Origin of the sequence: Mycobacterium pseudokansasii, from assembly GCF_900566075.1 — a bacterium.
In the GTDB taxonomy this organism is placed as follows: domain Bacteria; phylum Actinomycetota; class Actinomycetes; order Mycobacteriales; family Mycobacteriaceae; genus Mycobacterium; species Mycobacterium pseudokansasii.
The window spans coordinates 5,897,534-5,919,960 of sequence record NZ_UPHU01000001.1; the positions used below are offsets into that span (position 1 = coordinate 5,897,534).

The window sequence follows — 22,427 nt, forward strand, 5'->3', positions numbered from 1 at the left end:
TGCCGACTGCCCGTGCGACCCGTGTGCCCACCTCGACGTTCGTGTCGCTCCTCACCGCAGGAAGCGAACAAGGCCGCTCAAGAACTCGAAAGGCTTCCCCAGCAAGTCTCGCCCGATCGAGACCACCGACACCTGGCTCGTGTTCCGAATCGAAGTAGACCGAATGCGCAAGGATATTGTCCCGAATGGCGTTCCACTGACCTCTCGACGGAATTCCATCCGGGCCACGAATCAGTCCATGAGCCTTACCTATCGAGGGCTCGTCAACTTCGTCGGCGATCACGCCCAACCCAGGGCGTACACAGCCCGCCTCGAACCGCGCAACACCATGGGTCTGCCAATTACTACACAGATTCCGCGTCTTCAGGCGGAATCGGCGTATCAGGCTGTCGATGTAAATCGATAATCCATCGGGTTCCCCTTTGATACTGAATGCCGCGGGGCCGGGCCGGAAAAGTCCCGTTATCGGGTCACGAGTTTTGAGGTATGGAGGTTTGGCCGGTATACGGCGATAGAGTAACTCCGTGTCGAGGAACTGATCGTCGTCATAGTTGCCAATCGACCCCGTCCTGATCACGCGAGGTCAACGAACAATGCTACGCCAGTTAGGACTCTGACGCTCCACTTCCTTCGAGAAGTGATTCAGTTGGTATTGCAGCTCGATCAATGGTAATTCAGTACCTTCACCTGAAAATGACCGCCCCGCAATACTTCTCGCGGACCACCAGTAGCCGGAATACGGGTAGATCTCAATGGTTATCGCCATATTCAAGGAGGCCCAGTAGAAGATCAGCCCACCGCCCTCGGGAGCAATGGTCGCGTCCACTGTGTTCGATTTGAAGAGAAACCTGATCAGCTCCTTGCCCCGCGCCGCGACTGCTGCGTCGATCCGTCGGTCGGCGGCCAATTGATCAATCGCAGCGTATCCACGCTCGGCCGCATCATCGAGACCTCGGCGATTCTCTGGGCAATTCGGCCATGCGTTCGCCTCCGGACTCGACAGCTGCCGAACAGCACGGAACCCCAATCGCACGTCAGTATCAGGAGCTGGTTGCAGCCAGCCAGCGTCGACAACAGTCACGACTGAACCTCCCACTCCTTCTTCATCGCGTCACTAAAACAGGCTTCAAATGTCTGGTTCTCCAGTCGATGAGCTGCGTCCATGAGCCTGCGCGCTACCACCCTGGGATCACCAGACGCGATTTGCGAATCTTCAGCAGGTACCGCAACCACAGTAATATCGAGTTCGGATCGCTGGATCTTGCCCTCGTCCATGTGCACCCACACACCGCGCTTCACGCCGTCGTCCTCGTCAACACGGTACACACGAAAGCCGACGTGTTCCGCGTCATCCAACTGTTCGTCCGGTCCTATCGATGGGGACCATCCAGTCACGTAGCCGATCATCCAGTTCCGTCCGCCGATACCTTCCAAAGAATTGGAGTAGTAGCACTGGCAGCCTTCCACCTCCACTGAATCGCCAGAGATGTCGTCGACGACGGTTACGAACTCGGCGAACCGATCGATCAACTCGTCCGCGAGGCTGGGGTAGCCAGGGTACTGGTTCCCAGCACCCTCGACGTCAAACCTCCACGTCAGAGAGAGCTGATCGAACTGGAAGGCAATGTCCGGGACAGCGAGCTATTGGCCAAATGCAGCGCTGGCATCGGCCACGAGGCGGAGAAAGGGTCGGTCTGCGGAAGCAGCCCGCCAGGTCTGTACTTCGGGGGCGATTGCTTTAGGCCGGGATACCCGTCAGCCCACTTGTCGCGAAGCTGTGTCACCAGGTTGACATCTAAGTCAAGCGGCTTGATGTAGACGGTGAAGACCGTCATCCGAACCGGAGGGCGTGCGTACTGCACATTTTCCCCGGTAGCCGCCATGCTGACCATGATTGCATAAACGCACTATGAGCAGGCGTTGTGCCTTATACGGCGGAAAACGTGTCCAGGGCCTCCCCGGCGGCCACTTCTAGGACGTCGTCGTCATCCTGAGTGACGCTCAACAACAGATCCGCCAGGGGAGTTCAATCCGCGATAAGGCTCACCAGCCCGTCAGCTTGTCGGCGTCCCGAGTGGGAGGTCCGAGTGAGTGCCTTTATCTACTCCGTCCGCAGTGCGTCCGTAGTACTTTCGGTTGCAATCCGTCCCACTCAACTTTGTCAACGCAAGAACAACCAGGTCAATCAGTATTTTCATCAGCAGCCAACGGCGCTGCTAACTGTCGTTTGTGCAAGTTGCCTCGTTCGGGAGAGGCCGTGGGTTCAAATCCCGCCACCCCGACCCATTGCGACACTTATGCGGTAACCAGGCTGTTCCTGGCCAGCGGCGTTCCGAAGTACCCGACTTCGGGATCGACGACGACGGTCTTGGTCTGGCCTTGCCGCGCCAGGACGTCGCGGGCCATCTGCTCGAACGAGATCTTGTCCGGTCCGCCGACATTCTCGATACCGCCCAACGGTTTGCCTTCGGCCACCCGGGCCACCTCGGCGGCGAGGTCGGCGGCGGTGATGGGCTGGATCAGTGCGTCCGGGACGCGGACTTCGTCGCCGACGGTCATCGACGCCGCGATGGCGTCGGTGAACTCCGCGAACTGGGTGGCACGCACGATCGAGTAGGGCAGCCCCGATTCTTCGATGAGCTTTTCCTGGGCAACCTTCGCGCGCAGGTACCCGCTTTCGGGCAGCTGAGCGCACCCGACGATCGACACCGCGACGTAGTGCCCGACGCCGGCGGCCCTCGCGGCGGCCACGAGGTTGGTGGTCGATGTGGTGAAGAACTCCATCCCGGATCGTCGTCGAAGGACGGGGAGTTCGACACGTCGACAACGACGTCGGCCCCCCGCAGCGCGTCGGCGAGGCCTGCCCCGGTCAGGGTGTTGACGCCGGTGCGGGGCGACGCCGCAACCGCGTCGTGGTGGTGCTGGCGCAGCTTCTCGACCACTTTCGACCCCAGCACACCCGTGCCACCGATCACGACGATCCGCATGGTTCCCCTTTTCCAATCGTCACGGGGCAGTTAAGCCGCCCCGGGCCGCGTGGTGATTCGCGTAGAACCAAGCTAACGCCGTCCGCGCGGAGTACTACCACTGGAGATTGCTACAAAGATGCGCGCGGGCTAAATGACATGCCAATGGGTCAGCGCCGCAAACAAAACGATCCAGCCGGCCGAGATCACCAGGCCTGCGATCGCTTCGCCGCGGCCTTCGCCGGTTGCCTTGCCCTGTGCGAGCGCGGCGATAGCGCAGATGACGCTCAACACCACCGCGCCGCCCACTGCGAACGCGAACGCCGCCGGTGCGTACATGTTGGACTCGCGCTCTGCCGCGGGCTCGGCAGCCGGCATCAGTTGGCCGGTAATGGTCGTCATATCGGCGGTATCCCTTCGTCGCTGCGGGTCATCAGCGATGAGCATCCGAGCCGGCGCTTGGAACATTCTCAAAGGGTTCTTGGAGCCGCAGCCGGAACCGCACTCTGGTGCCATGGCGGGGCGCCAGCATGATGGAGCGGCGCACGATGCGCTCGGGCAGGGCGTCGACGGCGCTGAACTCCCCCTCACGCAACAGCACGTGCAACACGGTGACCAGTTCTCGCATCGAAAAGGCCGCGCCCAGACAACGTTTCACGCCCCCACCGAACGGCACCCAGGCGTAGGTCTGCGGGTGCACCCCGAGGAATCGGTCGGGCCGGAAGTCGTTGGGATGGTCATAGACATCGGGATTGCGGTTGATGGCGATGATGTGGACGACGATGCGTGTCCCGGCATCCACAACGTAGTCGCCGATGCGAAATGGTTGGGCGGCAACGCGTGCCGTGACGGGCGCGGGCGGCCGTACCCGCAACGTCTCGTTGATCACCGCCGTGGTGAACGCAACCGCGCCGCTGACGGCTTCGTCTCGCACTCGCCGCAGCGCCTCGGGATGGTGCAGCAGGAGATCGAATGCCCATGCCAGCGTGGTCGCGGTGGTTTCGTGGCCGGCCAGCATCAAGGTGATCAGATCGTCGCGAATCTCGTTGTCGGACAACCGTTCACCGTCGTCGCCACGCGCGCACATCAGCAATGCCAGGATGTCGCGTTGCTCGGTCAAGCCCGGGTCGTTGCGCCGCCGGGCGATCAGCGGCATGACGACGTCGTCGATCTCCCGAAAGGCCCGGGCCCGCGACGGCCACACGCGTAATGTGCCCAAGCGACGAAGTGCGTAGCGAATCGTCAATTGCTCCGAGACGCCGAGGTTCAGCAGCCGTTCGAACGGCCGGCCCAATCGCCGCACCTCGTCGGGATCCTCGACACCGAAAACCACCTTGACGATCACGTCAAGCATCAGCGCCCGCGCCGCCGGCAGCAGCGCGAACGGATGATCGACGGGCCAACTGCGCATCGCCGCGCGGGTGGAGTCTTCGATGATCGGCACGTACCCGTTGAGGGCGCCCCCGTGTAACGGGGGTGTCAGGAGTTTGCGTCGTCGCAGATGCTCGGGCTCCTCCTGCACGAACATCGATCCGGACCCGTAGATGGCCGCCGCGGGGCCCACACCCTCGCCGCCGAGTAGGACGTCGGCAGGAGCGGTGAAAACCTCCTTCACCAGCGCCGGGTCGGACACGATCGCTACGTCGCCCAGGGTGAGGATCGGCATTGTCATGATCGGGCCGTAGCGGCGGATCAGCCTCAGCATCCGGCGTTCCCCACCCACCAGGTAGGCAACCGCATACGCCGCCGCAAAAGCCGTACGAAGCGGGCGCGGGGCCGGTAGCCCCGGTGGCCGGCGCCTCACGTCCGGTGAGCCGGCCGAATCTGGCTCCGAATCTGCCCAAGCAGCCACGCCCACGACACAACACGGCGCCGCCGGCTAGGTCAAGACCGGCCGGCGGGGCCGGTCACACACAGTCGGCGCAGACCGGAACCTCGCCGGCCGAACTGCGCAACCGGCTGCGGTGCTGCACCAAGAAACAACGCGAGCAGGTGAATTCGTCGGCGCGCTGGGGAATCACCGTAACCGACAGTTCTTCGCCGGAAAGATCCGCACCCGGCAGTTCGAAGAATGGCGCCTCGTTCGGATCGTCGTCGACGATCGCCGTGGACAATTTGGGCAAGGCCGGTGTCAGTTCGCGCAGCACCGAACCGTCCACGGTCTCGGCGTCGGGCACGCGGCGTGCATCGTAATCGCTAGCGGTCGGCATGGTGCGTTCCTTCCTGCGCAGTGACCGGGTTACACCTACTGTGGTCACCCCGTGGCAGAGTCAATACCCAGTTCGGGTACCGGCCACACCTGTCAACAGAAAGAAATTGCCGACGCTTCAGCGCCTTTCAGCGCCTTTCAGCGCCTTTCAGCGCCTTTCAGCGCCTTTCAGCGCCTTTCAGCGGCTCTCAGCGGCTTTTGTCGGGCGGTCAACCCTCCAAGGAGGCCGACTCAGCGAGCCGAGATTTCCATCCCGAGCCAGCCGGTGGGCATTGCTTCGGGCTCCCCGGCTCCAGAAGCCGGAATTCGGCTGCGTGAGACCGCCAGCCCGAACCAGGGCGACATGACGGCCACCACCAGGATCACCGCAGCCGCCACCTCATGCCCGGTTGCCAGCAGCACCAGGCCGGTGACGAGGCCGACCGCCCAGACGCCGGCGGCCACCAAACCGGGCACGTTGGCACCGCGTTCGCCGGCCACTGGCCGCGTCGTGCGGTGCGAACGAACGGCGCTACTTCCGGTGTCAAGCATGCTCACTCCCAGCCATATCGGTGTGACCACCACAATAGCCTATGGAAACTATTGTCACATCATCCAATCTGTAACTGCTCTGCCGGGTAGCTGTGAGGTCACTGCCAATGGTTACCCAACGTCCGGCGGCCCCCAAACCGAATGGCCGGTCGCTTGCCGGGGTATCACTGGTCGGTGACTGATACCGCCTTGCTGGTCATCGACATGTTCAACGACTACCGCCATCCCGACGCCGAACCGCTGGCGGCCAACGTCGCAGCCATCATCGATCCGCTGGTCGGGCTGGTCGGCGAAGCCGAACACAACCGCGGCGTCGATCTGATCTATGTCAACGACAACCACGGCGACTTCACCGCCGACCATCGTGCCATCATTTCGGCGGCGCTCGATGGCGAGCGTCCTGACCTGGTCAAACCGCTGCTGCCGAAGGCCGGCTGCCGGATCATCACCAAGGTGCGCCACAGCGTGTTCTATGCCACCGCACTGGAGTATTTGCTGGATCGGCTGAAGGCCCGGCGCATCGTGCTCACCGGCCAAGTCACCGAGCAGTGCATCCTCTACAGCGCGCTCGACGGCTACCTGCGCCACTACGACGTCGTCGTCCCGCCCGATGCTGTCGCGCACATCGACGAGGAGCTCGGGGCCGCCGCGCTGACGATGATGGAACGCAATATGAGCGCCACCCTGCTGCCCGCGGAGCGCTGTTTGCGGTGAGCGTGCGTTTGCGATCACCCCGCGGGGATACCGGCGCGGAGGCGCGCAGCCACGAGGGCTGCCCCGTCGGCGCTGCAGGACGCAACGTCGGCTTTCTCATCAGCCACATCAGTCACCGCCGGCTGTGATGCGGCCTCGGCCTGGCGCCCATGGGAAAGATGAGATTGCGACGGGCCCAGAACCCCGCTGACCGCGGTGACTAGATCAACACCGTTTTCGAGGCCCGGTCCAGGTCCACCAGCAGCGCCCGATGATCCGAGATCGGCATCAGCTCGGCCGCCGCCGCGCCGGCGCGAAGGCCGGGATCGTCGGTCAGGATGTGGTCGAGCTGCCGGTCGGGGGCGGACACCGGAAAGGTCGGGGCCGTTGCCAACGGCCGCATCCGCGACCACCGGTGCACCGCGGCCGGAGTCAGGTTGAGGTCCCCGACGAGCAGCCTCGGTCCGGGGAAGCCGCGCACGTCGTGAACCAGGCGGCGCAGCTGCCACCGGTTCCAGCCGGGCACGAACGACAAGTGGGTGTTGGCCACCGTGATCGGCCCCAACGGGGTGTGCAGGCGCGCGATGACGGCCGCCCGCGGCTCCTCGTCGACGATCATCACTTTGTCCGGCCCCGGCAGGTACATCGGGAAGCGCGCCGGAATGCGGGGCAATCGCACCACCTGCCAGTTGGCCGACGGGAAGCGCGACAGCAGCGCGATGCCGTAGGCCGCGGTCCCGGGCTGCTCATCGCCGGTGGCTGCCATCCACGTCGCCCCGGGCGTACCTGAGATCGCGGCCACAAACCGATGTGCCACCGCGCCCATGGCTTCGGCGGCCGCCGCCGTGAGGTCGGCCCGGCCCGATCGCGGCTGGTCGCAGTCCACTTCCTGCAACGCCAACACGTCGGGGTCGAGGCGGCGCACACAGTCGCCCAACCGCTGCACCTCCACCCCGTCACCCACCGTGCGGCCATGCAGGATGTTGAAGGTCGCCACCCGCATGGCTACCGGTCGGCTAACGGCATGGCCGCGGCTCGGGAGCCTTTGCCCGGCGGCGCGGCCCGCAATGGTGTTGCCCGGCCAGGCGCCCGAGTTCGGCCAGGTCCCGCTCGGCGTGGCTTTGTCGGATGTAGATCGTCAGGTCGGCGACGCGCTGCGCATGGCGACCGTCCTCACACAGCGGTCCGGGTCCCAGGGCGCGGCCGGTCCGGGTGATGGCCTCGTCAACTGCGTGTTCCACGACGGCGCGGGCCCGACGGGCCAGCAATTGCGCGGTGCCGGACCGATCGAACGGATCACTGTCGATCCGCTCCGCGGCGCCGGCCAGCACCGCTTCTCCGGCGGCGAGCGCGGCGTCGACCGCGCCGAGATGCGCCAGCGCGTAGGCGTCGGCCGACTGGCTTCCGGCGCAGCGGTACAGCGGGTCGGCGACCCGGCGGGCGCCACCCAGCCAGCACGCCGCCACCCCGATGGCGGCGTGCCAGAAGCCGGGCCGGTTCGGGTAGGCGTCGGGTTCCCCCACCGCCATCGCATGGACGTTGCTGAATTGCACCGATCGGGTGTCACTGCCGGCCATCCCGGGGTTCCACCAGGTGCTCGGCAAGGGCTTGACGACGGGGTCGGTGACGGTCACCGCGAACAGGCCCCGGTTGCCGTCGTCCAGCACCGCGGTCACCAGCGCGTGCGTGCAGAACCCGGCGCCCGAACACCACAGCTTGATGCCGTTGAGGACATACTCGTCGCCGGCGATGCGGCTGGCCCGCAGCACCGCGTCGGCGGACTCGGCCACCCACACGCCCCACAGCTGGCCTGCTTGCGGCGGCTTGCCGCCCAACTCGTGGAGAATGGCGCCGGCGTCGACGTGGGCTTCGGCGATGCGGGCCGCCGCGATGTCCTCTTCGGCCAGCTGCGCCAGGCGTTGCCAGCGTTCGGCGGTGCGCCCCGAGGCCGGCAGAGGCAACTCCAGCCGCCCCGACTCCAGCCAATGCTCCACCAGCCCGGCCGTCACGCGCGCACCCGCCCGTCGCGAACGAAAGTCACCACCGCGGCCCGTGCGTAGCAACGCGGCGCTGTGGGTGACATACGTTGCTGATACCCGATTTCGGCGGGCGATTAAACGGCTGCCCGATAGTCCCTGACAGTCACGGTCGGCCGGGTTGCCGACGACTCCGGCAGGGTATGCCGTACCCACGATGACGATCCCGGAGGCCCCCGACGCCAATAGCCGCACCGACGGCGCGCAGTACCCGGGGCTGCGGGAATCGTTACGCCACGCCGCGTCAGCCCTCAAGGAACACGGGCCGCGCTTCGCGTTGGCCGGCAGCTACGCATTGTGGGCCTACGGCGCCCCCGAACCCAGCCACGACGTCGACCTCGTGGTTGCCGAGGCCGACGCGTCGGCCGCGGCCGCCACGCTCGCCGACGCCGGTTTCCGTATCGAACGCCCACCGGAAGACTGGCTGCTCAAGGCGCGCAACGGCGAGTGGGTCGTCGACGTGCTGCACCGGGTCAACGGCGAGCCGGTGCGGCCGGCGGACCTCGACGGCGCCGAAGAGCGTGTGGTGCTTGCCATTTCGATGCCGGTATTGCCGCCCACGACGGTCTTCACCCAGAAGTTGCGCGCCCTGACCGAGCATCACTGCAACTTCGTCGACCTGATCCCGGCCGCCCGCGCGGTGCGCGAACAGCTGGACTGGGACCACCTCGAAAAGGCCACCGACGACAACGATTTCGCGGCCGCATTCCTGATGCTGGCCGGCCGGCTCGGCTTACGCGGTTGACCGCGTCACGTCTGCCCGCCGCCACCGGCGCCCAGCGTCTGCTGCATGTCAGGCTTCATCGCCGCCAGCTGGGCGCCCCAGTAGCCCCAGCTGTGCACGCCGTTGTTGTCGAGGTTGAACACGGCGTTGTGGCCGCCGGCGGCGGTGTAGGCTTCTTTGAACGCGACGTTGCTTTGCAACACGACCTGTTCGATGACCTGGCCCGGGATACTGCCCTGGCCGATTTCGGAGGGGGTGCCGTTACCGCTGTAGACCCACAGCCGGGTGTTGTTGGCGGCCAGTCGTCCGGCCTGCACGGTGGGGTCGTTGCGCTGCCACCCGGGCCCGCCCGTCGGTCCCCACATATCTTGCGGGTTGAACCCGCCTTCGTTGTTCATCGCCAATCCGATCAGCGTCGGGCCGTTTCCGCTGGATGGTGTCATATAGGCCGACAGCGAGGCGGCATAGCCGAACTGCTGCGGGTGATACGCCGCCAAGATCATCGCCGACGACCCGGACATGGAGACGCCGACCACCGCGTTGCGGGTCGACCGCACGCCCCTGCTCGCCAGGTACCCGGGCAGTTCGCTGGTCAGGAAGGTTTCCCACTTGTAGGTCTGGCCGTTGGCCGATCCGTACCAGTCGGAGTAGAAGCTGGACCGCCCGCCGACCGGCGCCACCACCGAGATGCCGGAACCCGCATATTCGTCGAAGGCGTTGGTCTCGATGTCCCAGCCGCTGCGGTCGTCACGGGCGCGCAGGCCGTCGAGCAGATAAACGGCCGGGGCTCCGCCGGATTGGAACTCCACGGTGATGTTGTGGCCCATGCCCGCCGACGGCACTTGCAGAAATTCCGGCGCGGCCGCCCGCGCCGTCGGTTCGCCGCCGACCACACCCACCAGCCACGGCAGCGCGGCGGTCGTGACTGCGGCGACGGTTAATCGACGCTTCCAAAGATTGCCCCGATTGTTCTTCCTGCCCATTCCCGGCTCCTTTCATCGGAGGATTGGTGTTCGCTCGCTCAGGTGCCGGGCCAAGCCGCGCCCTACCGACCAAACCGGGTTGCGGGTACCCCGCCTCGCGCCCTTTCAACCGACGGATCCGACGACGGCCCGGCCGATTCGAGGCATCGAAAAAACTCGGGGTTTGGGCATGCGGGCGGGTGGGCACTTCCTGCGGCATGAATGCCTCGCGTATCGTTCGTCTCGTCGGTCCCGCGGCAGCCGCCGCATGGGTCCTTAGCGGTACTGTCCTGTCGGCTAGTGCCATCCCCTCCGCCTCCGCCCAGTCGTGCCCCGACGTCGAGGTCGTGTTCGCCCGCGGCACCGGCGAACCGCCCGGTGTCGGTCCCACCGGACAGGCCTTCGTCGACGGCCTGCGCTCCCGTCTGGGCGCACGCTCGATAAGCGTTTACGCGGTCAACTACCCCGCCAGCGACCAGTGGGACACCGGCGTCGACGGCATCCGCGACGCCGGCGCGCACGTCGTCTCCACCGCCGGCGGCTGCCCCAGCACCAAAATGGTGCTCGGCGGTTACTCCCAAGGCGCGGCCGTGATGGGCTTCGTCACCTCTCCGGCGGTGCCAGACGGGGTCGACCCGGCGACCGTGCCCAAACCGCTGGCACCCGAGGTCGCCAACCATGTTGCCGCCGTCGTGCTGTTCGGACCACCCAACGTTCGGGCCATGAACTTCCTCGGTGAGCCGCCGGTCACCATCGGCCCGGCCTACCAGGGCAAGACCATCAAGGTCTGCGCCCCCGAAGACCCGGTGTGCTCCGACGGAATGAACTTCGCCGCGCACAACACCTACGCCGACGACGGCGGCATGATCGGCAAGGGCGTCGACTTCGCCGCGAGCCGCCTGGGTGCAGGTCCCGGCGGACCCATGACCGTCGCGTCCCCAGGCGGCGGCTTCGGCAACTGACTCGCGGCTTCCCGTTCCACCCGGTGACGCGGTGGGTGCGCCGAATCACCCCGTAGCACCCGCCGCGTCACACCGCTTCTTCGGACGGTGAGATGATCTGGCGTACAAGCGATTTCACGTCATCGCGGATCAGCCGGCGCGCCAGTTCCGCCAGGATGCGCGGATGCCACGCGGCGCCGGCCAGCTGGCTGAGGTGGTCGAGCGCCACATCCACCCTGGCCACCGCGCGGCGCATCCGGGAACTGCCGGAACCGACCGGTTCCGGCAGCAAAGTGGTAACCCGCACCCCGGTCTGGCCCAACTCGTCTTGCAGCGTCTGGGCGAAGTCTCTGAGAAAAGCCGCGGTGGCCCGGTACACGGCCACATGGTGGTCCGAGTGGTCCGATGCGGCTCCGGCCGGCGACACGGTCAAGATGATGCCGCCGCGGCCGTGCACGACCATCCCCTCGGCCAGCAGCCGAGCCAGCCGCATCGTCTGACCGATGCCTGCCACCATCTCCTGCAGCACGTCTTCCAGGCTGTCGTCCAGGTCGTAGCGGTCCACCGGTGAGTTCAGCGCGGCCGCCACCACGGGCTGCCGGGCGGCCAGCACGCGCCGGTACAGCACATCGGGCCGCTCGGCGAGCCGCGCGTCGACCTGAATCGGCCGAACGTTGGTACCCAGCCCGCTGAGAGCGTCCGCTGCGGTGTGGATGTCGTCGCAGGAGTCGGCGACGACCAGGTCGTATCCGCGCCGGGCGAACTGGGTGGCAAAGGCGTAACCCACGCCGCTGCTGGCGCCGGTGACCAGAGCCAACCCGCCGGACGAGTTGTCGCCGCGCTGGTGCGGTTTTCGGGCCCGCCCGCGCGGGTCACTGTATGCAGCCGGGCGAATGGGTATGACCCTGTCATTCCCTGTCATCAGCCAATTCCACGTCCTCCACGCTTGCCGGTCCCGAACGCCGGCATCCCCCAGCCCAGGTCCTACCCGGTGAAACCGCGGCTAAACATCGGTTTCAGAACCCCTGCGGCGTGCCGTTCCCACATACGTAAGGCCGGGCGGCGCGGATTCCTGCCGGATCGAGCAGGTTTCTGGTGTCCAGGACGACGGCGACGGGCCGGTCGCAGCGGCCGGGTACCCGACGCCGGTGTCGCCGCAGATCACCAGCCGGCTGTCGGCGACCAGCACGGCCAGCCCCGGCAGGTCCGGCGCCCCGGCCCCCGGATTCGCACTGGGCCTGCTATGTCGCCAGCGGCGCGCGGGCCGGGGCCCGCCGCGAGTGGTCGAGCGTCATCCGAAACCACTGCAGCGTCCTGCTCAGCCAGCGTGATGTCGGGGCAGCGGCGCCGCGGGTCGTCGACGGCCGGCGGGCCGAATTCGATCGTTGAGTCGCTGTCGGCCAGCGCACGAACCAGCTCGGCAACCTCGAGCACGCTCAGCTCGGTGGGGTTGCCGACGTTGACCGGGCCGTTGAAGTCGCTGCGGGCCAACGCGATCAGGCCGGCCACGGTGTCGTCGACGTAGCACAGGGACCTGATCTGGGTTCCGGCGCCCGAGACGGTCAGTGGCTCACCACACAGCGCGTGCCGGCAGAACGTCGGAACCATCCGGTCGTCGTCGGCGCGCATACCCCGCCCGTAGGTGTTGAAGATGCGGACCACCCCGACGTCGGTCCCGTGCTTTCGCCGGTGGGCGAAAGCCAGCGCCTCCGCGTAGCGTTTGGCTTCGTCGTAGACGCTCCGCGGCCCGACGGGATTGACGTTGCCCCAATAATTTCGTGCTGCGGATGTTGCTGTGGGTCGCCGTAGACCTCGCCGCTGGACGCCAGTACCAGCCGGCCACCACCACGCTGGACGATCTCCAGAGCGGTGGCTGTGCCCTCGGATCCGGCCCGCAGCGTCGCGATCGGCAACCGTTGGTAGTCCAGCGGTGAAGCCGGTGACGCCAGAGGGAAGACGGTGTCGAAGGCGACACCGACCTTGCCGATGACCGCGGGATCGCAGATATCGCCGGGCACGAAGCGATAACCCGGCCGTCCCCGCAGCCGGGCCGCCGCGGCCGGCGAGCTGGTGGACAGGTCGTCCAGGCTGACCACCTCGACCCCGGCCCCCGACAGTTGTTTGCACAGGCGAACGCCCAGAAAACCGGCACCGCCGGTGACCAAAACACGCGACATTCCAGACACCCGCGTCTGGTACCCGGGAATTCGATGATGAAACGTGTTTTGCCAGCGGGATTCCGGGGTAGTGGGCTCGGATATGGCGGTCCCTTCTGCAAGCCGGCCCCGGACTTCTTTCGTCATCGCGACGCGCGATCGGGCCGACGAGCTGTGCACCGTCCTGGAACGTCTGCTCGACACCACCGGCTGCCCGATAGTATTGGTGGACAACGCATCCCGCGACCACTCGGTGGCCGCCGCCGGCCGCGTCGCGTCCCGCTCCGGCGGTCGGTTGACCGTCATACCGCTGATCCGTAACCAGGGCGCGGTGGCCCGCAACGTCGGTGTGGCACATTGCGACACACCGTTTGTCGCGTTCTGCGACGGCGATTCCTGGTGGGCGCCCGAGGCCGTCGAGTTCGCCGAGGTGCTGTTCGACGGATATCCCAGCGTCGCGCTGTTGGCCGGCCGTACTGTCGTCTGGCCGCAGCACCGTGACGATCCGCTGGTCGACCAACTCGCCAACAGTCCGCTGGGTCGCCGCGCGGCGTTGCCCGGGCCGTCCATTCTGGGGTTCCAGGCCTGCTCGGCGCTGGTGCGCAGGGTGGCGTTCCAGGCGGTCGGCGGATTCAGCCCGCTGCTGCACTTCCGGGGCGAAGAGGCGCTACTGGCCTGGGATCTGGCCGCGCAGGGTTGGGATCTGTGCTTCTGCCGTGCGCTGGTGTCTTACCACCAGCCGTCCGCGGCGCGAAAACCGGGCCGCGTCCAGCACGCCCGCGTGCTGCGCAACGAAATGCTCACCGCATGCCTGCGCCGGCCGGTAGACCGGTGCATCCGCGCCTCGGCTGAGCTGGCCTGGGCCGCCGCGCACGACACCGCCCACGCCGCAGCGTTGTTCGAGGCGCTCAGTGTGCTGCCGAAGGCGCTGCGGGAGCGGCGCCGGCTGCCCGAGCCGGTCGAGCGATCGCTGCGGCTACTCGAAACACGTTGAGCAGTAACGTTCTCTGAATCGCCCGGACCTGGCGGCCATGCGTCGGGACGGCACCGCCTTGTCGTAGATGCGTTCGGTGTCGGCCGCTATCCGGTCCCAGCTATGGCGTGTGGGCGCCCGGTCCCGGCCGGAGGTGTCCAACGCTGCGCGCCGTCGCCGACGGTGCGCCACCGGCGCAGCGGCTCGTTGATCATCGTCGCCGCGCGCAGGATGTCGCCGGTGCACAGCGGGCCGGGGCGGCCCGTCCACCGGGCCACACCAGCACCGTCTTGACGTCACGCGGCGACATGGCCAGCCAAATACCCTCAGGGTGATTCGCTAAACGGCTTTTTCGAGACGATTTCGCGGTCCCGCTTCCGCGTTGGACCTACCCACGGCCAACGCGGTTACCTACCCTTGAAGTGGGTATACGGGGGCGGTCATGCAGGAAACCGGCGAACACGGCAACCTGCGCGGCGTGGTGGCGGTCGGCGCCTCGGCGGGCGGTGTCCAAGCGCTGCGCAGTCTCGCGTCTGGCCTGTCGCCCGACCTGCCCTACGCCTACCTGGTGACCCTGCATCTGCCGCCGCGCGCACCCAGCGTGCTGGCGCGGATCCTGGATCGCAGTGGACCCCTACCGGCCGTGCCCGCCGAGCACGGCGCTGCGCTGCAGCAGGGACACATCTATGTGGCCACGCCGGATCGTCATCTGCTGGTGAGCGAGCATCGGGTGGTGCTGTCGCAAGGGCCGACCGAAAACGGGCATCGCCCGGCGATCAACGCATTGTTTCGATCGGCGGCGCTGGCCTTCGGGCCGCGTGCCATCGGGGTGCTGTTGTCCGGGGTGCTCGACGACGGCGTGCTGGGGCTCGCGGCGATCCGCTCCCGCGGCGGCACCACCATCGGCCAAACAGCCGGGGATGCCCTGTTTCCGTCGATGCCGACCAATGCAAGACTTGCCGGCTTGCTGGACCGTGAGGCCGCGGCCGCCGACATCGGCGCGGTCCTCAAAGAGCTGTCGCACCGGCAGAGCAAGGAGCCCACCATGGAGCCCGACGCCGCACTGGAGCTCGAGAACCGCATTGCCATGGCCGCACCTTTCTCCACCGACTTCGACACCCGGGAATTGGGCGCCGTGTCGGGCTACACCTGCCCGGACTGCCACGGATCACTGGTCTTGATCGGTGAGAGCCACTATCGCTGCCAGGTCGGCCACGCCTGGACGGCCGACGCCCTGCTGGCCGCTCGGGACGGCGAGATCGAGGGCGCGCTGTGGGTGGCGCTGCGCAGCCTGCAGGAGAAGGCCCGACTGGCGCGGACCCTGGCCGCCAAGGCCGGTCAGGGTCCGCTTTTTCAGCGCTACCTGGCCCAGGCCGAGGAGACCGAGCGGGCACTGGCCGTGCTGCACCAGCGGTTGTCGGCGGGCGGTTCCCACCGCGGTGACAATGGCGACCCCGGGTGATCGACGATGACTGAGCACGACCGGCACGTGGTGGTCGGCATGCAGCGGGTGCACGACACGGTGGTCCTGGTGGTCGAGGGCGTGCTCGACAGCCTGACCTATCGCGGGCTGCGCGACGCCGTGATCAAGGCGGCGCTGGAAGAACCGCGCGCGGTGATCGTCGACGTGAACCGCCTGTCGGTGCCGTCGGCCTCCGCCTGGTCGGTGTTCACCAGTGCCCGGTGGCACGTCAGCACCTGGCCGGACGTGCCCATCCTGCTGGCCTGCGCGGACCAGCAGACGCGGCGGGTGATCACCAGCGTCGGGGTGGCGCGATACGTGCCGGCGCATCCGACCCGGGAGTCGGCGATCGGCGCGGTGGCCGACGTGTCGCTGCACGGCCGGCGGCGGAGCCGCGCCCAGCTTCCGCCGACCGCGGTCAGCGTCCGGGTGGCCCGTTCACTGATTCAGGCGTGGCTGACCGCATGGGCCAGAAGCGATCTCGCCGCCGTCGCCGCCACCGTGGCCACGGTGCTGGTCGAAAACGTGCTCGCGCACACCGACAGCGCGCCGGTACTGGTGCTGGAGAACTACCGGGACACCGTCACCGTGGCGGTGGAGGACAACAGCCATCGTCCCGCGGTGCGACACGAAGTCGCCGGGTGCGGCGCCGAAATGCTGTCCGGCCTGTCCATCGTCGCCGCGCTCTGCCGCGCCTGGGGCAGCACACCGACCTCCTCGGGCAAGACGGTGTGGGCGCTCCTCGGCCCCGAATGCGGGCTTGGACGTCGCGAGTAGTGTTCCAGTCCGTCGGACCCCCCCACCGAATGCGGACGTCACAGCCATGAACGCCACAACCGACGAGTCCTTCGAGGCCTTGTTGCGCTACATGCGGGATTCCCGCGGCTTCGACTTCACCGGTTACAAACGCACGTCGCTGATGCGCCGGGTCCGTCACCGGATGGATCAGGCCGGCTACTCCGGCTTCGACGACTACCTGGATGTCCTGCAGGCCAGCTCCGACGAATTCGCCGCCCTGTTCAACACCATCCTGATCAACGTGACCGCCTTCTTCCGCGACCAGGAGTCCTGGGATTTCGTGCGCGCCGACGTGATTCCGCGGATGCTGGCCGAGCGCGGTCCCAACGACCCGGTCCGGGTGTGGAGCGCCGGATGCGCTTTCGGGCCGGAGGCCTACACCCTGGCCATGCTGTTGGCCGAGGCGCTGGGCGCCGACGAGTTCCGGCAACGGGTCAAGATCTACGCCACCGACATCGACGAAGACGCACTCGCCGAGGCACGCATCGCCGCCTACGAGGCCAAGGCGGTCGAGCCGGTGCCGCCGGATCTGTTGGCCCGCTACTTCGAACAGGTCAACGGCCGCTACGTGTTTCGCAAGGATCTGCGTGGCGCCGTCATCTTCGGCCGCAACGACCTGGTCAAGGACGCGCCGATCTCCCGCGTCGACCTGCTGGTGTGCCGCAACACGCTGATGTACCTCAACGCCGAAACCCAGCGAAACGTGCTGAGCCGCTTGCATTTCGCGCTGGCACCGCAGGGCACCCTGTTCCTCGGGCACGCCGAGATGCTGCTGAGCCATGGCGATCGCTTCACCCCGCTGAACCTCAAGAACCGGATCTTCCGCAAGGCCGCCGGGCCGCACGACGTCAACCGCTACGACCCGGCGGCGGCGCTGTACGACCGCCAGAGCGACTCGTCGGGCCTGACTACGTTGCGGGACTTAGCTTTTCGCGCCGGCCCGGTGGCCCAGATAGTGGTCACCGGGGAGGACACCGTCGCCATGATCAACCAGCAGGCCGAGAAGGTGTTCGGCCTTTCGGCCGGCGACATCGGGCGGCTGCTGCGCGACCTGGAAGTGTCCTACCGGCCCGTCGAGCTGCGCGCCTACCTGGAGCAGGCCAAGGTGGAGCGCCGTCCAGCGCGGATCCAAGACGTCAAATGGCAGCGGCCGGGCGCCGACACGGTGTGGTTCGAGATCCACGTCAACCCGCTCATCGACGCCCAGAACGGCCTGCTCGGGGTCTCGATCGTGTTCTTCGACGTCACCGCGACCCGCGCGCTGCTCGACACGGTCGTCGCGACCAACCGGCAGCTGGAGACGGCCTACGAGGAGCTGCAATCGACCAACGAGGAGCTGGAGACCACCAACGAGGAACTGCAGTCGACGGTGGAGGAGCTCGAGACCACCAACGAGGAACTGCAGTCCACCAACGAAGAACTCGAAACCATGAACGAGGAGCTGCAGTCCACCAACGACGAGCTGCACACCATCAACGACGCCCTGCGCGAACGCACTCTCGAGCTGGATGACGTGCAGAGTTTGCTGGACTCGCTGATCAACTCGGTCCGGCTGGGCATGGTCGTGGTGGACCGGGGGATGCGGGTGGTGGTGTGGAACCGCGGCAGCGAGGACTTGTGGGGGTTGCGCGCCGACGAGGCGAGGGGCTCAGAGTTGACCACGCTGGATATCGGGCTGCCGATGGAGAACCTGCGGCCATTGATCGGCAACGCCTTCGTAGACCCCGCCAGCTTCGGTGAAACGGTGCTCGATGCGGTCAACCGCCGCGGCCGCCCGGCTCGGGTACGCGTCACCTGCACCTCCTTCCGCTCGGCCGGGGACCTCATCGGCGGGGCCCTGCTGCTGATGGAGGTCGTCGGCTGAGGGCCGCGCCGCGCGAGTCAGTCCGGAATGCGAAAACAACCCCTACCGCGGTTTCACTGCCGGCATAGCGGGTAATCTCCGCGCGTCGCGGAGCGCCCCAAGAAACGCGGGAAGGGAGTCGCGAGGTTCGGAGGATGGCGAATGAAGATCGCGATCGTCTGCGGTGACGACGTCGGCGCTGACCCGTGCGGCCCCGAGTGCGGTGGGGCCGTTGCCGGCGACTGCGGGCAGCTTTGTGCCGGGTTGGCGGCACACGGGCACGACGTCACCGCCTTCGTACGCCGCCGGTTGGCCTTCTCGGACATCGCGACCGAGCGGGGCTATCGGACCGTTGCGGTAACCGCCGGCCCGGTCGCCGCGATTCCGCCGGCACAGGTGTTGCCCTATCTGGGCGACTGGGCCGCCGAACTGGCCGCTGTGTGGTCGGCGGATCCGCCCGACGTCGTTCATGCCCTCGGATGGCTGGGGGGCCTGGCGGCCCAGCTGGCGGCGAAACGTCAACGCCTGCCGACCGTCCAGAGCTTCTATGACCTGACCACCCCGACGCAGCCGGACCGAGCCGGTCGCCATCCCGATGGCTCCGAACGCGCCCGGCTCGAACCGCTGCTGGTTCGCAACGCGACCTGGGTCACCGCGGGCAGCAGCGACGACGTCGGCGCGCTGGCCCGGCTGCGCCGCACCCGTGCGCGGTTGTCGGTCTTGTCGGCCGGAGTCGACGTCGAACACTTCACTCCCGTGGGTCCGGCACTCGCCCGCACGGACCTGCATCGCATCGTCAGCGTCGCACCAGATCCCTCGCCGGACAGCGGCTTCGACACGACGATCCGCGCCCTTCCCACAATTCCCGCGGCGGAACTCGTCATCGCCGAAAGCGCCGCAGCCGGCTCCCGGCACCGGGAGGCTCGGCGCGCCTTGGAAAACCTCGCCGCAGAGCTGCGGGTGAGTAACCGGGTCCGCGTCGCCGGCCCGGTCGCGGCCGACGAACTGCCGGCGCTGCTGCGATCGGCGGACGTGGTCGCGTGCACGCCCCGGCAGGCACCGCGGGCCGGCGCCGCGCTGCAGGCCATGGCCAGCGGCGTCGCCGTGGTGGCGGTGTCCACCGGCGCCCTGGCCGACACCGTGGTGCACTCGGTCACCGGATTACTGGTACCGCCCGACAACCCCAGAGAGTTGGCAATCGCTTTGAAAACCCTGCAAGGACAAACCTTTCAGTGTGCGGGAATGGGAGCCGCGGGGCGGTTGCGTGCCGTGTCGCGGTTCACGTGGGACCGCATCGCGCTCGACGCGCTGAACATCTATCGTCAGCTGAGCTCGCCGGTCGAACAGCAACCTGTGGCAAACGCCCGATAGTTACGCAAATCAACTACCATCATTGTCAACCATGACAAGTGTTACCGAGGACACACGGTGCCGTGCCCGTCCGCAGCTGCGTGACGCGATCCACCTTGACGGCAAGGATCGCCAGGAGCAGCAGGACGGCCCGGCCGCGGTGCGCCACGCACACTTCCACACCGCCGACCCGGTTGCCGCCCAGAGATTCTTCACCAACGCCTATCACCCGGGCTGGCGAATCAGCGAGTTCGCCAGGGGAGCGACTATCACCCACCGCCGGCGTGCGGCCGACCACCTCACCGTCGACGACGTGGCGATCCAGGGCCGAGTCGACTGCGAAATCCGCACGAGCGACCGCTTTGTGGTGATCCAGCCGCGCTCGGGCTCGTTGATCGCGGTCGGCGATGGCTCTCCGAACACGGACACTCCGATGCTGGCCGTCGACGGATTTCCGCGTCTGTTGCGGCTGAACAGCGTCCGGTTCACCGTTGCCAGCATCGACGCCGAGCTGCTGCGGCAGGTCGCCGCGGGGTCACATACGCCGTTGCCGCAGCAGGTCGAGTTCCTCAGTTCCCGGCCGCGTACGCCGATGGCGGCCCGCATTTGGCGGGACGCATTCGACTACGTCACCAGCAGCTTCGCCTCCGCCGACACCGCCCGGCACCCGATCCTGGTCACCGCGGCCGCCCGACTGCTGGCCGCCGCGCTACTCGAGTGCTTTCCGTCCAACGTCACCGCGGGACCGTCGTCGGCCAACGACCCATCGGTCCCTAAGGCGTTGCAGACCGCGATGTCGTTCATTCATCGCCACGCCGCGATGAACATCGGGGTCAAGGATGTGGCGGCCGTGGTCCATCTGACGCCGCGGGCGGTGCAGTACCTGTTCCGCCAGCAGCTCGACACCACTCCCACCGAGTACCTCCGCCGGATCCGGCTGCATCGAGCCCATCAAGACCTGATCTCCGGCGACCGCTCGGTCACCACGGTCAGCGAAATCGCGCAGCGCTGGGGCTTCGCCCACACCGGCCGGTTCGCCGTGCTCTATCGCCAAACCTACGGCGAAAGTCCGCACACCGCGCTCAAGCGCACCGCCGGCGGGTAGCGCTCGCTTCGGCGGATCACGCTGTTCTGGCCAATGCCTGCGATCCAGATGCGCCCTGCCCCTTGGCGATTCGTTGCACCAGCATCCGGGTGGCCTTTTCCAGGATCTGCTGCGCGGCAGCGGGCCGGCGGGCGCGGCGCGCGCGGCGGACCGCCGCGCCGATCGTCATGCCCTGCTGGTAACCGGTGACCACCCGGGGATCGACGTAGGAGCCGCGCGCCACCGCCGCGGTGTTGCCCAGTTCCTCGGCGACCTCGCGCATCACGGCCGCCTCGACCCGCTTGGTCACGCGTTGCGACGCCGGCGGGTCCGCGTCGGCGAACGCCGCTGCCGCCAGCACGGTGCCGTGCCAGGTCCGCAAGTCCTTGACGCTGTAGTCGTTGCCGACCAACTCCTTGAAGCGCGCATTGAGGTCGTCGGCACGAATGTCTGCCCATCCAGACCCGTTGCGGCATGACAGGAATCGGTCCGAGGCCGGCTTTCGGCGGGTCAGCGAACGCACCGCGCGGACGACTTCGGCGTCATCGATGTCCAGGGTGCGCCGCACCCCGCTCTTGGCGGGGTAGTCGAAGGCCACCGCGTCGCGGCGCACCGTCACGTGCTCGCAGCGTAGGGTGGCGATGCCGTAGGAGTCGTTGTCGTCCGCATACTGCTCACCGCCGGCCCGGAAGTACCCCAGATCCAGCAGGTGCAGCGCCAACGCCAGTACCCGGTCGCGGGTCAGGCCACGGCCCCCGAGGTCCTCCGCGATCCGGCGCCGCAGCGCCGACAGCTCTTTGGACAGCTCCAGCACGCGGTCGAACTTCTCCTCGGCACGCTCCTGCTGCCAGGCCTGGTGGTAAAGGTACTGACGACGTCCGGCCGCGTCGGTGCCGACCGCCTGAATGTGCCCGTTGGGATGCGGCGAAATCCACACCTTCTGCCACGCCGGCGGGATCACCAGGTCCTTGATTCGCTGCAGGGTCTGGCCGTCTGCCAGCAACTCGCCGTCCGGCCCGTAGTAGGCGAAGCCCCTACCCCGCCGTTTACGGGCGATCCCGGGTTTGCTCAGGACGCTGCGACGCAGCCGCATCGGCACTCCTCTCGATTTGCCGCATGAACCTCTCACCCAACCGGGAATTACCCGCCCCGACAGCAGCTCACACCGAGGGTCGGCCGGTCAGTAGTCCGGCAGGCGCACGTCGCGGGTGCGCAACAAGAGCGGAACCAGCACCCAGAAAACCGCGAACAGCGCCAAAGCGCAGCCCCCGGCGATGATGCCGGCGGTTGCCCCGGACACCGCGTCGAAGATGATGACCGTCACCCCGGTCAAGGCCAGCCCGAGCAGCACCAAACCGGCGTAGGCGCACCGGTGCGCCGCCGACACCAGCACCACCAGGCGGTGCCGCCGGAACAGCAGCCGGTGCATACCCACCGGGGCGATCAGCAGCACCGTCGCGGCCACCGAACATCCCACCGTGGCCAGATACACACCGTGCAGGGTCAATGTGTCGAAGCGCTGCTGGAACGGCAGCGTCAGCAGGAACCCGGTGAGCAGCTGAACACCGGTCTGGACCACCCGCAGCTCCTGCAACAGGCTGTTCCAATTGCGGTCGAGCCGTTGGAGTTCGGTCTCTCCGCGCCTGCGCTGGTCCCAATGCTGGTCCCGTTCCGGATGGTCGACATCCATGCCGGTGAT

The 22,427-nt window shown here is 67.3% G+C and carries 23 protein-coding genes and 1 pseudogene; 9 read left to right on the plus strand and 15 right to left on the minus strand.

From position 1 onward, the window contains the following. Positions 1-583: 583 nt before the first annotated feature. The 7 genes from EET10_RS26685 to EET10_RS26715 all read right to left on the minus strand — a co-directional run bounded on the left by EET10_RS26685 (position 584) and on the right by EET10_RS26715 (position 5,655). Entirely contained in the window at positions 584-1,081 is a 498-nt protein-coding gene (locus EET10_RS26685; RefSeq protein ID WP_136623035.1) for a hypothetical protein, read from the minus strand. After that, the gene (locus EET10_RS26690; RefSeq protein WP_036405789.1) at positions 1,078-1,530 is read right to left on the minus strand and encodes a hypothetical protein; all 453 of its coding nucleotides are present in this window, start codon (positions 1,528-1,530) and stop codon (positions 1,078-1,080) included. The genes EET10_RS26685 and EET10_RS26690 overlap by 4 nt, the downstream gene beginning before the upstream one ends. A gap of 765 nt (positions 1,531-2,295) precedes the next feature. Beyond that, on the minus strand, positions 2,296-2,784 hold the full coding sequence (locus EET10_RS26695) for an SDR family oxidoreductase (protein WP_423793617.1): 489 nt from the start codon (positions 2,782-2,784) through the stop codon (positions 2,296-2,298). A gap of 332 nt (positions 2,785-3,116) precedes the next feature. Continuing rightward, the gene (locus EET10_RS26700; RefSeq protein WP_244602098.1) at positions 3,117-3,344 is read right to left on the minus strand and encodes a hypothetical protein; all 228 of its coding nucleotides are present in this window, start codon (positions 3,342-3,344) and stop codon (positions 3,117-3,119) included. Positions 3,345-3,399: 55 nt separating this feature from the next. Beyond that, positions 3,400-4,824 (minus strand): cytochrome P450, encoded by a 1,425-nt coding sequence (locus EET10_RS26705; protein ID WP_122502648.1) that lies wholly within the window; start codon positions 4,822-4,824, stop codon positions 3,400-3,402. A 49-nt stretch (positions 4,825-4,873) separates the two neighbouring features. Beyond that, the gene (locus EET10_RS26710) at positions 4,874-5,176 is read right to left on the minus strand and encodes a DUF4193 domain-containing protein (RefSeq protein ID WP_036405793.1); all 303 of its coding nucleotides are present in this window, start codon (positions 5,174-5,176) and stop codon (positions 4,874-4,876) included. Positions 5,177-5,406: 230 nt separating this feature from the next. Continuing rightward, entirely contained in the window at positions 5,407-5,655 is a 249-nt protein-coding gene (locus EET10_RS26715; protein ID WP_244602100.1) for a hypothetical protein, read from the minus strand. A 225-nt stretch (positions 5,656-5,880) separates the two neighbouring features. Here EET10_RS26715 and EET10_RS26720 point away from each other — a divergent pair, with 225 nt between their 5' ends. Continuing rightward, positions 5,881-6,420: a cysteine hydrolase family protein gene (locus tag EET10_RS26720; RefSeq protein ID WP_036405910.1), complete on the plus strand. Its 540-nt coding sequence runs from the start codon at positions 5,881-5,883 to the stop codon at positions 6,418-6,420. 199 nt (positions 6,421-6,619) lie between these two features. On the opposite strand, the gene EET10_RS26725 is transcribed toward EET10_RS26720, so the two are convergent. Together EET10_RS26725 and EET10_RS26730 are read right to left on the minus strand one after the other, a co-directional pair. Further along, entirely contained in the window at positions 6,620-7,402 is a 783-nt protein-coding gene (locus tag EET10_RS26725; protein ID WP_036405795.1) for an endonuclease/exonuclease/phosphatase family protein, read from the minus strand. A 13-nt stretch (positions 7,403-7,415) separates the two neighbouring features. Continuing rightward, complete coding sequence (locus EET10_RS26730) at positions 7,416-8,408, minus strand: acyl-CoA dehydrogenase family protein (protein ID WP_122502649.1); 993 nt, start codon at positions 8,406-8,408, stop codon at positions 7,416-7,418. 184 nt (positions 8,409-8,592) lie between these two features. Between EET10_RS26730 and EET10_RS26735 the strand changes: the two genes are divergently transcribed. Beyond that, entirely contained in the window at positions 8,593-9,180 is a 588-nt protein-coding gene (locus EET10_RS26735) for a nucleotidyltransferase family protein (RefSeq protein ID WP_063467191.1), read from the plus strand. A 5-nt stretch (positions 9,181-9,185) separates the two neighbouring features. On the opposite strand, the gene EET10_RS26740 is transcribed toward EET10_RS26735, so the two are convergent. Beyond that, entirely contained in the window at positions 9,186-10,142 is a 957-nt protein-coding gene (locus tag EET10_RS26740) for an esterase family protein (protein WP_122502650.1), read from the minus strand. Positions 10,143-10,321: 179 nt separating this feature from the next. Between EET10_RS26740 and EET10_RS26745 the strand changes: the two genes are divergently transcribed. Next, entirely contained in the window at positions 10,322-11,083 is a 762-nt protein-coding gene (locus EET10_RS26745) for a cutinase family protein (RefSeq protein WP_036405799.1), read from the plus strand. Positions 11,084-11,150: 67 nt separating this feature from the next. Here the strand turns inward: EET10_RS26745 and EET10_RS26750 are convergent, their stop codons facing one another. Both EET10_RS26750 and EET10_RS32530 read right to left on the minus strand, forming a co-directional pair. Next, positions 11,151-11,984, minus strand: a complete 834-nt coding sequence (locus tag EET10_RS26750) for an SDR family NAD(P)-dependent oxidoreductase (RefSeq protein ID WP_122502651.1) — start codon at positions 11,982-11,984, stop codon at positions 11,151-11,153. Between the two features lie 392 nt (positions 11,985-12,376). Further along, positions 12,377-13,365, minus strand: a pseudogene (locus EET10_RS32530) (NAD-dependent epimerase/dehydratase family protein); the annotation flags it as partial. Between EET10_RS32530 and EET10_RS30035 the strand changes: the two are divergent. Continuing rightward, the gene (locus tag EET10_RS30035) at positions 13,322-14,212 is read left to right on the plus strand and encodes a glycosyltransferase family 2 protein (protein ID WP_036405915.1); all 891 of its coding nucleotides are present in this window, start codon (positions 13,322-13,324) and stop codon (positions 14,210-14,212) included. The pseudogene EET10_RS32530 and the gene EET10_RS30035 overlap by 44 nt on opposite strands. Before the next feature lie 86 nt (positions 14,213-14,298). On the opposite strand, the gene EET10_RS29890 is transcribed toward EET10_RS30035, so the two are convergent. Then, positions 14,299-14,469 (minus strand): hypothetical protein, encoded by a 171-nt coding sequence (locus EET10_RS29890; protein WP_167480102.1) that lies wholly within the window; start codon positions 14,467-14,469, stop codon positions 14,299-14,301. A 164-nt stretch (positions 14,470-14,633) separates the two neighbouring features. Between EET10_RS29890 and EET10_RS26770 the strand changes: the two genes are divergently transcribed. The 5 genes from EET10_RS26770 to EET10_RS26790 all read left to right on the plus strand — a co-directional run bounded on the left by EET10_RS26770 (position 14,634) and on the right by EET10_RS26790 (position 20,749). Next, positions 14,634-15,653, plus strand: a complete 1,020-nt coding sequence (locus EET10_RS26770) for a chemotaxis protein CheB (RefSeq protein ID WP_122502652.1) — start codon at positions 14,634-14,636, stop codon at positions 15,651-15,653. 6 nt (positions 15,654-15,659) lie between these two features. Beyond that, positions 15,660-16,430: an STAS domain-containing protein gene (locus tag EET10_RS26775; protein ID WP_036405806.1), complete on the plus strand. Its 771-nt coding sequence runs from the start codon at positions 15,660-15,662 to the stop codon at positions 16,428-16,430. Between the two features lie 46 nt (positions 16,431-16,476). Then, the gene (locus EET10_RS26780; RefSeq protein ID WP_122502653.1) at positions 16,477-18,315 is read left to right on the plus strand and encodes a CheR family methyltransferase; all 1,839 of its coding nucleotides are present in this window, start codon (positions 16,477-16,479) and stop codon (positions 18,313-18,315) included. 141 nt (positions 18,316-18,456) lie between these two features. Continuing rightward, complete coding sequence (locus EET10_RS26785; RefSeq protein ID WP_122502654.1) at positions 18,457-19,665, plus strand: glycosyltransferase; 1,209 nt, start codon at positions 18,457-18,459, stop codon at positions 19,663-19,665. A gap of 31 nt (positions 19,666-19,696) precedes the next feature. Then, positions 19,697-20,749, plus strand: a complete 1,053-nt coding sequence (locus EET10_RS26790) for a helix-turn-helix transcriptional regulator (RefSeq protein ID WP_122502655.1) — start codon at positions 19,697-19,699, stop codon at positions 20,747-20,749. Positions 20,750-20,765: 16 nt separating this feature from the next. Here the strand turns inward: EET10_RS26790 and EET10_RS26795 are convergent, their stop codons facing one another. Both EET10_RS26795 and EET10_RS26800 read right to left on the minus strand, forming a co-directional pair. Beyond that, complete coding sequence (locus tag EET10_RS26795; RefSeq protein ID WP_063467184.1) at positions 20,766-21,821, minus strand: DNA topoisomerase IB; 1,056 nt, start codon at positions 21,819-21,821, stop codon at positions 20,766-20,768. 87 nt (positions 21,822-21,908) lie between these two features. After that, the gene (locus tag EET10_RS26800; RefSeq protein ID WP_036405924.1) at positions 21,909-22,418 is read right to left on the minus strand and encodes a DUF6328 family protein; all 510 of its coding nucleotides are present in this window, start codon (positions 22,416-22,418) and stop codon (positions 21,909-21,911) included. Positions 22,419-22,427 lie beyond the last annotated feature (9 nt).

Bases quoted from the DNA above. Each gene is read 5' to 3' on its own strand.
- EET10_RS26795 (WP_063467184.1), bottom strand. From the start codon at position 21,821: ATGCGGCTGCGTCGCAGCGTCCTGAGCAAACCCGGGATCGCCCGTAAA.
- EET10_RS26800 (WP_036405924.1), bottom strand. From the start codon at position 22,418: ATGGATGTCGACCATCCGGAACGGGACCAGCATTGGGACCAGCGCAGG.
- EET10_RS26750 (WP_122502651.1), bottom strand. From the start codon at position 11,984: ATGACAGGGAATGACAGGGTCATACCCATTCGCCCGGCTGCATACAGT.
- EET10_RS26740 (WP_122502650.1), bottom strand. From the start codon at position 10,142: ATGGGCAGGAAGAACAATCGGGGCAATCTTTGGAAGCGTCGATTAACC.
- EET10_RS30035 (WP_036405915.1), top strand. From the start codon at position 13,322: ATGGCGGTCCCTTCTGCAAGCCGGCCCCGGACTTCTTTCGTCATCGCG.
- EET10_RS26710 (WP_036405793.1), bottom strand. From the start codon at position 5,176: ATGCCGACCGCTAGCGATTACGATGCACGCCGCGTGCCCGACGCCGAG.
- EET10_RS26785 (WP_122502654.1), top strand. From the start codon at position 18,457: ATGAAGATCGCGATCGTCTGCGGTGACGACGTCGGCGCTGACCCGTGC.
- EET10_RS26775 (WP_036405806.1), top strand. From the start codon at position 15,660: ATGACTGAGCACGACCGGCACGTGGTGGTCGGCATGCAGCGGGTGCAC.
- EET10_RS26770 (WP_122502652.1), top strand. From the start codon at position 14,634: ATGCAGGAAACCGGCGAACACGGCAACCTGCGCGGCGTGGTGGCGGTC.
- EET10_RS26780 (WP_122502653.1), top strand. From the start codon at position 16,477: ATGAACGCCACAACCGACGAGTCCTTCGAGGCCTTGTTGCGCTACATG.
- EET10_RS26695 (WP_423793617.1), bottom strand. From the start codon at position 2,784: ATGGAGTTCTTCACCACATCGACCACCAACCTCGTGGCCGCCGCGAGG.
- EET10_RS26790 (WP_122502655.1), top strand. From the start codon at position 19,697: ATGACAAGTGTTACCGAGGACACACGGTGCCGTGCCCGTCCGCAGCTG.
- EET10_RS26725 (WP_036405795.1), bottom strand. From the start codon at position 7,402: ATGCGGGTGGCGACCTTCAACATCCTGCATGGCCGCACGGTGGGTGAC.
- EET10_RS26700 (WP_244602098.1), bottom strand. From the start codon at position 3,344: ATGCCGGCTGCCGAGCCCGCGGCAGAGCGCGAGTCCAACATGTACGCA.
- EET10_RS26735 (WP_063467191.1), top strand. From the start codon at position 8,593: ATGACGATCCCGGAGGCCCCCGACGCCAATAGCCGCACCGACGGCGCG.